The sequence below is a fragment of the Alkalicoccobacillus porphyridii genome (genome assembly GCF_007293315.1).
GTDB classification, from domain to species: domain Bacteria; phylum Bacillota; class Bacilli; order Bacillales; family Bacillaceae_D; genus Alkalicoccobacillus; species Alkalicoccobacillus porphyridii.
In genome coordinates this window covers 1-243 of sequence record NZ_VLXZ01000382.1, presented here as the reverse complement: position 1 = coordinate 243, position 243 = coordinate 1, and the positions used below count along the sequence as shown (strand labels likewise).

Genomic DNA, 243 nt, shown 5'->3' with positions numbered 1-243 from the left:
CGACCTTGATACCGGAGAGATGTATGTCTTCCTGTGTAAGGTTGAAGCCTGGGCGATGAATATTGGCTGCCACCTGACTATTCCGCAGAGCTGCGAGTTCCAGCTGCTGCGTGATAAGCAGGAGGCGTAATGGCTACACCGCTTATTCGTGTCATGAACGGACACATCTACAAAGTACCAAATCGTCGTAAGCGTAAGCCTGAGCTGAAACCATCCGAAATACCAACACTGCTCGGATATACC

1 protein-coding gene and 1 pseudogene are annotated in these 243 nt (G+C 50.2%); both read left to right on the top strand.

All coding sequences use genetic code 11. The annotated features are described in order from the left end of the window. A pseudogene (ybcN, locus tag FN960_RS22355) lies at positions 1–130 on the top strand (DNA base-flipping protein YbcN); the annotation flags it as partial. Then, positions 130–243: NinE family protein (locus FN960_RS24670; protein ID WP_032289801.1), on the top strand; the 114-nt coding region annotated here is incomplete at its 3' end. The pseudogene ybcN and the gene FN960_RS24670, both read left to right, overlap by 1 nt.